The organism is Elusimicrobiaceae bacterium, assembly GCA_028700325.1.
Classification (GTDB): Bacteria; Elusimicrobiota; Elusimicrobia; order Elusimicrobiales; family Elusimicrobiaceae; genus JAQVSV01.
Genome location: JAQVSV010000080.1, coordinates 1 through 9,000, shown reverse-complemented (window position 1 = coordinate 9,000; position 9,000 = coordinate 1). Strand labels below are relative to the sequence as shown.

Here is a 9,000-nt window from a genome sequence, read left to right as displayed (position 1 = left end):
GGCCGGTTTTCAATCTGGCTGACTCTTATATAAGCGTGGGCGGCGCGTTGCTCGGCTGGGCGTTTTATTTTCGCAGTCCCGGCGGGAAGAAGCGCATGCCTGAAGGCGGAACCGCCGCGGAGGGTTCATAAATTATGGAAATAAAACGGATTATGCTGCTGGCGCCCTTGCTTCTGCTCGCCGGCTGTCTGCCGAAAGAAGAACGCCTGTTCAGGCAGGCCCAGCAGAAAAATATTGACGGGCAGTATAAAGAGGCGGTGCGGCTTTATACCCAGACGCTCAAGCTCAAGCCGGACATGGCGGCAGCTTACAACGCGCGCGCGCTGGCTTACGAGCGGCTGCTCGACCGCGAGGCCGCGCTGAAAGACTATGAGCAGGCCGTCCGGTGCGCGCCCGGCTTTGCGCGCGCTTACAACAACATGGGCGCGCTGCTCAACGAAATGCTTCAGTATCCCGCCGCCATCGCCGCGCTTGACCGCGCGGTGGAGCTGGATCCGGGCTATACTCTGGCGTATATAAACCGTGGAAGCTCGTATTTCGGAATGGGTGACATGCAGAGCGCGATCGCCGACTATAACCGCGCGATTTCCATGGACGACAAATCCATCCTGGCGATTTACAACCGCGCGCTGGCCCTGTTCGAGCAGGGCGAAAACCAGCGGTCTTTCGAGGATTTCAACCGCACTATTCAGATTAATCCGGCGTTCATGGCGGGTTATCTGGGCCGCGGGAAACTGCGTCTCAAAGCCGGGGATTATGAGGCCGCGATAACGGATTTCGCGCGCGTGGCCGCCATAATGCCGGATGTTAAAACAGGCTACTATTACGGCGCGCTGGCGGAATTCAGGGCGGGCAATTACAGAGCCGCGCAGCGCAAAATAGAGGAAGCTCTTTCCCGCGATCCCGGCAGCGCGACCAATCAGGAGCTGCGGGGCGATATCATGATGATGCTCAATAATCCCAAAGAGGCTTACCGGTGCTATCTGGCCGCGCGCAAACTGGACATTGAAAATCCACAGCGGTGCGAGGAGAAACTGGCCAGGCTCAAAACCCGGAATGCCGCGCAATGAGCCCTGAACAGAAGAAAATAGAGCTGTCTGCGGCGGAGCGGTTCCGTGTCCTGAAAATGACGCTGGAAAGCGTGTTTTTCCAGACCGAAGCGTTCAGCGAGCGCGAGCGTGACCGGCCGAAAATGTTCAAAGGACTTGCCGGCGTGGCGGTGTTGGCGCTGGCTCAGTTTCTGTTGCTGTCGTTCTGGGCGTGGCGCGACGTGCGTCCGCTGGAGCCGCAGGAAACGGTTGGCGTGACCGCGGTGGCCGAATACGCACGGCTGTGGCGGGCAGGCGATCTGGGCGGCATGTTCGTGTCGTTTAAAACGGATGACGGGCGTCCGCTTTCGCCGCTGTATTACTGGCTGGCGTTGCCGGCGGTCCGGCTGCTGCCTGTTTCGCCTGAAAAGGCGATGCTTGTTTTCAACTCGTTCTATCTGGGGCTGATCGGTCTTTTCGCGTTTCTGATAGTGCGGTATAACAGGGTGGACAAGAGCGGGTGGCTGGCCGCTGTTTTCGCCACCTGCCTGCCTTTCGTTCTGTCGAGCGCGAGAATGGTCACGCCCGATATAGCGGTGATCGCGTGGGCGGCGGGTTGCTACGCCGCGTTTATCTGGAGCGAGGATTTCTCAAAGCCCAAGCCGTCTTACTGGTTCGGAACGCTGTTTATGTGCGGCCTGCTGACGTCGTGGGTTTTTCCGCTGTATGTGCTGCCGCTGCTGCTGTATTTCGTGAGCGGCCTGATTGACAGGGGTTCGCGCAAAATGTGTTTCTATATCCTCGCGCTTAACGCGCTGATCTTCGCGGCGTGGCTGTGGATCAACCTGCCGTCACTGGGAATGTGGTCGCTGAAAGCGGCCGCGGCGCCGGGCGAAAGCGCGCCGCTGTCGGCGCTCGGCAAACTCACCTGGCATTTCTGGCAGTCCATTGACAGCGCCGGCCTGCCGATGTTTCTGATCGGAGTTTTGCTGTTTGTCTGGATGCTGACGGCGGAATTCATGCCGTTTCCGCGGCGCAGGATTCTGTTTAACTGGCTGGCGGTTACTTATTGCATACTTGTTTTCGTGCCCGTCAAGGAGGCCCGGCTGTACTGGCCGGCGCTTGTAGCGCTTGCGCCGGCGGTGGGTATCATGACGCCGCGCCCCGCGCGGATAGCCGTGGCGGGCATATGCGCGCTGCTCGCGCTGCTCGCGCAGAGCGGGTTTGTGGGCTTGAAACGGATTTCCCTGTTCGGACATCCGGTTACGGTGCTTGGCTCCGAAACGGTTTCGCGCGACGACGGGCTGCGCAACCTGTTTGCCGCCGCGATAAAGTATCTGCCGGAAAGCGCGCCGCTGAACACGGCGGTGGCGGTCAATTCTTCCCAAACCATGCCGGATGCCTGGCTGGGCGCGCAGGCCCTGGCCTGCGGGTTCGGCAAAGTGGTTTTTGTGGCGGACACCGATAGTTTTCTCAAGTATCCCGCCATTGTGGTGTGGCTGAAAAACACCGGCGCAGGCGCGCCCGCGCAGTCGGGCGGCCGGACAGTTTTTTCCACGGCCGATCCCACCATTCCGCAAAACTGGTTTAACAGGCATTATGAATCGTCCGGCTGGTATGACGTGACCGATCCCGTCACCAGGCAGACCTCGCCTGCCGTATTGTTCGGCCTGCGGAAAAGTTCAGTCGCGCCGTTCGGGCAGGGCGTGGTCGTTCTTGGCGATGTGAAGCTGGGGAGTCTGGAGCTTATGGAAGCCAGACTTTTGCCCGGCGTATGGGATCCCGCCGCCGGGCACTACAAAACGGCATTGCTTTCGGCCAGTGTCGCGCGCAGCGGCCGGATTGATTTTTACGGCGTTACGCTTGAACTGCGCAATTTCCATGCCGCGCTGGATAACGGTGTTCTCCGGGTTTTCCGGCTGGACAAGGTTAACGTGAAGCGAGGGCTGCTATCGTCCATGTCGGTGGCGAGCTATATCGAGGAACGGTTTTCAGGCGGCACGGAGGCTCGGGCGCAGATTACGCCGGCCGGTATCGAGGCGTCTTTCGATTATCACGGATACCCGGTGGATTTTGAATGCGGGATGGAGATAAAAGGCGATCCGCCCGGCCCGGAGTTTGTTGTCAGTAAACTGAGCGTGCGCGGGGTTCCGTTTCCCGCGTTCATGGCCAGAACCCAGAAATACGCGCTCGATATGCGGCCGCGGCCGTGCCGCCCGTTCGTGCTGGAGTTCGGGCCGGCGCAGCTTGCCGCCGGCAGCGTTAAAATCGGGTATGAAAAATCGTCCGCGGAGCGGGCGGAGAACCGGGAAATATGAGAAAGGCCATTATGTGCGGATTGGCGGTATTGTCAACAGCCGGTTGTGTGGACGTGCCGGTGGATTCCTCGGCCCGGCGGCAGGCGGTGCATGTCGCGGGAGTGGAGCTGGCGCCCGGCGCGCGGGAAAAAGTCACGCTGCATTTTCTGGTCAGGGCGTATACGGAAGCGGAGCTGGAGGACGTCGGCTCGTTCTGCGAGGAGCAGTACACCAAAATCATGCGCAATACCGGGCTGTATTCGTTCATGCCCGCCACGCCTTACGAGATAATAATCTATTCGAGCCATGAGGAATATGTCAACCGTTCCAAACAGCCGGACTGGTCGGGCGGGGTTACTATCGGAAACGCGATCCTGTCCTACAATTCGCAGGCGATGAAAAGCGTGCTGGCGCATGAAATGGCGCATCTGGTTTTCAATGAATACATGAGCCGGTCCGATTACCGGCTCGTGTGGCTCAACGAAGGGCTTGCGGTGTACACCCAGATCGGCACTTACGGCGACGCGGGGCAGGCTTCCTATAACTCGGCGGTGCGGGCCGAACTGCTGGCGTCGCCCATTCCGTTCGCCCGGATGATGAGCTATGTGCCCATGCGTGATGCCGGCACAAACGGCGGAACGCAGCTTTCCAGATGGTACGGGCAGGCCGGCAGCGTGGCGGAATATATGATAGAGCGCGGCGGGAGCATGGGGTTTTCGATGCTGCTGCGCGAGCTGAAAAACGGCGCGGGCATAGATTCCGCGCTGGCTTCCGCTTATCCCGGCAAGTGGAGCGATACCGCCGCGCTGGAAGCCGGCTGGCTTGCCTATCTTAAGGGGCAGTAGCGCGGGATGCGAACATGAACGACGGGCCGGGCCGGACGGAGCCAAGAAAAGTTGTCATAAGCGTGGAAGGCATGCATTGCGCCTCCTGCTCCGCCAGAGTGGAAAAGAAACTTTCCGCGCTCAAAGGCGTGGCGCAGACGCGCGTTCATCTGCCTACAAAAACGGTTTACGTCACTTTTGAGCCTGACGCGGTTTCACCCGGCGAGCTGACCGACGCGCTGGAGGATATCGGCTACACGGTGACGGATTTTGTGGACCAGCAGGATTTCACGCCGGAAGCCGCGCTCAGGACGATGCAGGACGAAAGCCGCGCCTATCTGCGGCGGTTTCTGTGCGCGCTGGGCCTGACCGCGCTGCTTTTTTTCGCGCGGTTTATTGACATGTCGCCGTATACGCAGCTGCTTGTCACCGCGGCGGTCTGGCTGTGGTGCGGGCGGCATTTCCACAGGGGGTTCTGGCGGTCAGTAAAAAATCTCGCGCCGGACATGAACACGCTGGTCAGCATCAGTTCTTCAACGGCGTTCATCTACAGCGTCCTGATTCTTGTCCTGCCGACCGTGTTTTACGGGCGGTACCACAAGCCGATGTGGACGGAAGTCGCGCTGCTGATCACGTTCATTAATTTCGGCCGCTGGCTGGAAAGCGATTCCAGACGACGGGCCGGCGGCGCGGTGGCCAAGCTGATGAATCTGGCGCCGCGGTTCGCGCATATAGTAGTGGGCGGGGCTGGCAAAACCGTGCCGATCGCGCAGGTGACGAGGGGAATGGTGGTGTCGGTCAAGCCGGCGGGAATGGTGCCGGTGGACGGGGTTATTTTGAAAGGTTCGACAACGCTCGACGAGTCTTTGCTGACCGGCGAGAGCAATCCCGTGTATAAAGCCGAGGGCGACCGCGTGTTCGGCGGTACGCTTAACAAAGGCGGGCTGGTTTTCCTGCGCGCCGAAGGCATCGGCAGCGAAAGCGTGCTGGCGGCGATAGTGCGGTCGGTGCGGGAAGCGCAAAGCTCCAAATCCGCCGTGCAGAGAATGGCGGACCGGGTTTCCTTTTATTTCGTGCCGGCGGTGCTTCTGATTGCGGCGGTTTCAGCCTGCGCGTGGCTGTTTTTCGGAGGGCGGGCCGGCGCGGCTCATGCCGTTACCGCGTTTGCCACGGTGCTGGCGGCGGCGTGCCCGTGCGCGATGGGGCTGGCCGTGCCGGTCGCGCTGGCCGTGGGGATTGACAGGGCCGCCTCGCTTGGCATTCTTATAAAAAACGCCGACGTGCTGGACCGGGTCGGCAGGATCAATACGGTTGTTTTTGACAAGACCGGCACGCTTACCGCCGGCAATATGACCGTGCGCGACATTGTTCCCGCCGAGGGCGTGCATGAGGCGCGGCTGCTTGACGCCGCCTGCCTGACCCAGTCTCACAGCGAGCACCCTCTGGGCGAGGCGGTGCGCAAACTGTGCCGCGCCCGCCGCGCGCAGGCGCCGGACCCGGACTCGTTTTTTACGGAACAGGGAATGGGCGTGGTGGCGCGCTCCGGCGGTACCACTTTTCTGGCCGGCCGGCCAGCCTGGCTGGGCGGGCGAGGCGTGACAATTGCCGATATGGCTTACGCCGGAATTGACAGTCCGCTGATAGCTTTTGCCGAAGGCGGGCGGTATCTGGGGTTCCTCGCGTTCACCGACGAGGTTCGTCCGGAGGCGATGGCGACTGTTCGCCGGCTGAAAGAGGCCGGGATAAAGGTCATGATAATTTCAGGCGACAGGGAGGCTTCGGTAAAACAGGTCGCCGCCGCCTGCGGCGTTGAGGAGTACCGGGCCGGGGTTCTGCCGGCCGACAAGGCGGAAATAATAAAATCGCTGCAGGCGGCCGGCGCGTCGGTAGCTATGGCGGGCGACGGGTTTAACGATGCTCCCGCGCTTGCCCGGGCCGATATAGGCATGGCGCTCGCCGCCGGCACGGATATCGCCGTTGAAAGCGCTGATATAACATTTACCCGCACCGGCGTCGGTGCGGTGTGCGAGGCGGTTTTTTTAAGCCGCGCGATACGGCGCGTGATGCGCCAGAACCTGTTCTGGGCGTTTTTGTATAATATTCTGCTCATACCGCTTGCGGCTGGCGCGTTTTATCCGGCGTTGGGCGTGATGATGCCGGTCTGGGCGGCGGGCGGCGCGATGGGAGTAAGTTCGGTGTCGGTAGTGCTTAGTTCGCTGCGGCTGCGGAAAATGAAAATAAGCTAGCCGGGCCGGTTCCGGAGCCGGGATCGGGAAGGACGTCGTTTCAGGGGACAACATGCTATGAAACTGTTATTTGCAAGCGAATCGCACGGCTGGTCAGGCGGTGCGAACCAGATGCTTCTTACCGCGGGCGAGCTGGCCGCGCGGGGGCATAAAATAATTTTCGCCGTGCCGTCCGACGGCGCGGTGGGACGGCGCGCGCTTGGCGCCGGGTTTGAGGTGCGCGACCTGCGCATAAGGCAGGACTATGACGTTAAATCCGCGCTTGCGGTCAAACGTATCGCGCGCGACTGCCATGCCGATCTTGTGCACGCCCACCATCCGCGCGCCCACGCGGTGTGCCTGATCGCCAAATATCTCGGCATGGCGCAGCCGCTGATAGTGACGCGGCGCGTGATTTTCAGGATAAGGGTAAACCCGTTCAGCGCGCTGAAGTACCGGTCGTCCAGAATTGACGCGTATCTGGCCGTGTGCAACGCGGCGAAAACCGAACTGGTAAAAGGCGGCGTTGAGGCGGAGAGGGTTACGGTCATACCGTCGGCTGTGGATTTCAATAAATACACGGTCGCCAGAGAACTGCGCGCGAAGCTGGAATTCAAGCCGCCGTTTCGGGTGGGCATGGTGGGCCATTACTCGTGGTTTAAGGGACATGACTGCATGATCGCCGCCGCGCCCGCTATCTTAAAGGAGTTCCCCGACACAGTGTTTGTGTTCGCGGGGCGCGACACCAATCTGCTGGCCGATAAAGTGCGCGCCGCGGGAATTGAGAAAAACGTCGAGATTCTGGGCGAGCGCAATGACGTGCCGGAGATACTGGCGGGCCTGCAGCTGTTTGCGATGCCGTCGCGGCAGGAAGGGATCGCCACGGCGCTTATAGAAGCGCACAGCGCGGGGGTACCGGCCGTGGCATCCAATATCGGCGGAATACCCGACGTGATGCTGCCGGGCGAGACCGGCGAGATGGTGCAGGTCGAAAACGCGCCGGCGCTGGCGGCGGCGGTGATAAAAATACTCGGCGATCCGGCCATAGCCGGCAGATACGCCGACGCGGCGTTCGCCCGTGCGCGGGAGAAATTCGCGCTGCCGTCGGTCTGTGACCGGCTGGAGGCGTTTTATCGCGCCAGGTGCGCCGCAAGATGAATGCGCTGCCCGTTTTGATGTATCACCATATTGCGGACGACCGCGAGGTTTCCGTAAAGCAGTTCGCCGCGCAGCTGGCGGCGCTTAAGGCCGCGGGCTGGCACGCTGTCACGCTGGCGCAGGCGCTGGGCCATATCACGGGCGCGCGGCCGCTCGCCGGCAGGAACTGCCTGATAACTTTTGACGACGGGTACGCCGACAACTGGATCTGCGCTTATCCCGTTTTGAAAGCGGCGGGCATGCGCGCGACGGTGTTTGTGTCCACCGCGCGCATTACTGACGGGCCGGTGCGGCCTGCCATGGCGCAGGGCGCGCCCTGCCCGGTAACGGCGCGCGGTGAACGCGAGCCGGAAGGGTTTCTGTCATGGCCCGAACTTAAAATAATGGCTGAAAGCGGAGTTTTTGAGGTGGGCGGCCATACCCACACGCACAAGAACTTTGACAAGGAAGCCGCTTATGCCGATCTGCCGGGCGAGCTCGCGCAATCCGCGCGCCTGATCGGGGAAAAACTGCGCGTGAAACCGCTGGCTATGGCCTGGCCCTGGGGCGTTTACGAACCCGGCTGGCCCGCGCTCGCCGCGCAGGCGGGCTACAAGCTGGTATTCACCACGGCGGGCGGTTCGAATTTCCCCGGCGGCAATCCGCTTGAGCTGTGCCGGTTCAAAGTAAAATGCGGCGATGCCGGCTGGCTGTTGCGCCGCATGGCGGTTTATTCCACGCCGGTGCTTGGCGACCTGTACGGCAAGGTGTACGGGCTGGATTCAAAATTGAAGCACAAACTGCTGGCCATGCTTCGCGCTTGATCTTGCCGATTGTTTTACTGTTGTAACAAAATTCGCAAAGGCGCGTATATATATCATGGATAAGAAAAAAATCCTTTTAGTCGTGTTGCCGTTGTTAATGGCGGCGCAAACCGGTTCAAAGGCGGAAGTGATAAGCGGAGAACTGCTGACGTGGGACGATGCCGTCGCCGTCATGTTCCGCGCCAACCCCCAGAATCTTTCTTCGCAGGCGCGGAAAGAACAGTACCGCCAGAAAATACTGGCCGCGGAAAATATTTTGTATCCGCAGGCGGGGCTGACCGGCGCTTATACCAGAACCAGTCCGGCCGGCGGTTATGAGGAAAATTACAATTACGGTTTCACCGCCAGCTATTCCCTGTATAATCCCGCCGGCCGTTCCGATATCCGGCAAAGCAGGCTTGATCTGAGCCAGGTCGAGCAGGACGATATCCTTCTTGAAAACAAGCTTTATTATCTGTTAAGACAGGCGTTTTCACAGCTGCTGTACGCGCAGAACTCGCTCACGCTGTCAGAACAGACGCTTCAGCGCCGGCAGGATAACGCCGCGCTTCTCCGGCTGAAATACAACGCCGGGCGCGAAAGCCGGGCCGCATTGCTGGAAACGGACGCGCTGGTGCAATCTGCGGTATGGGACCGGGATAAAAACCTGAAAAACGTGCGCGCTG

Annotated in this window: 7 protein-coding genes; all 7 read left to right on the top strand. The window is 60.6% G+C overall.

The genetic code is table 11. The features are described 5' to 3' along the window. Positions 1 to 134 precede the first annotated feature (134 nt). Complete coding sequence (locus PHW69_08805) at positions 135 to 1,070, top strand: tetratricopeptide repeat protein (protein ID MDD4005283.1); 936 nt, start codon at positions 135 to 137, stop codon at positions 1,068 to 1,070. Continuing rightward, entirely contained in the window at positions 1,067 to 3,346 is a 2,280-nt protein-coding gene (locus PHW69_08800; protein ID MDD4005282.1) for a hypothetical protein, read from the top strand. The genes PHW69_08805 and PHW69_08800 overlap by 4 nt, the downstream gene beginning before the upstream one ends. After that, positions 3,343 to 4,170: a peptidase MA family metallohydrolase gene (locus tag PHW69_08795; GenBank protein MDD4005281.1), complete on the top strand. Its 828-nt coding sequence runs from the start codon at positions 3,343 to 3,345 to the stop codon at positions 4,168 to 4,170. Before PHW69_08800 ends, PHW69_08795 begins: the two co-directional genes overlap by 4 nt. 14 nt (positions 4,171 to 4,184) lie before the next feature. Continuing rightward, positions 4,185 to 6,395: a heavy metal translocating P-type ATPase gene (locus PHW69_08790; protein MDD4005280.1), complete on the top strand. Its 2,211-nt coding sequence runs from the start codon at positions 4,185 to 4,187 to the stop codon at positions 6,393 to 6,395. A gap of 57 nt (positions 6,396 to 6,452) precedes the next feature. After that, positions 6,453 to 7,532 carry a glycosyltransferase family 4 protein gene (locus PHW69_08785; GenBank protein MDD4005279.1) on the top strand — a complete coding sequence of 360 codons (1,080 nt, stop codon included), beginning with the start codon at positions 6,453 to 6,455 and terminating at the stop codon, positions 7,530 to 7,532. Next, positions 7,529 to 8,335, top strand: a complete 807-nt coding sequence (locus tag PHW69_08780) for a polysaccharide deacetylase family protein (GenBank protein MDD4005278.1) — start codon at positions 7,529 to 7,531, stop codon at positions 8,333 to 8,335. The genes PHW69_08785 and PHW69_08780 overlap by 4 nt, the downstream gene beginning before the upstream one ends. Before the next feature lie 55 nt (positions 8,336 to 8,390). Further along, a partial coding sequence (locus tag PHW69_08775) for a TolC family protein (GenBank protein MDD4005277.1) occupies positions 8,391 to 9,000 on the top strand: 610 nt, incomplete at its 3' end.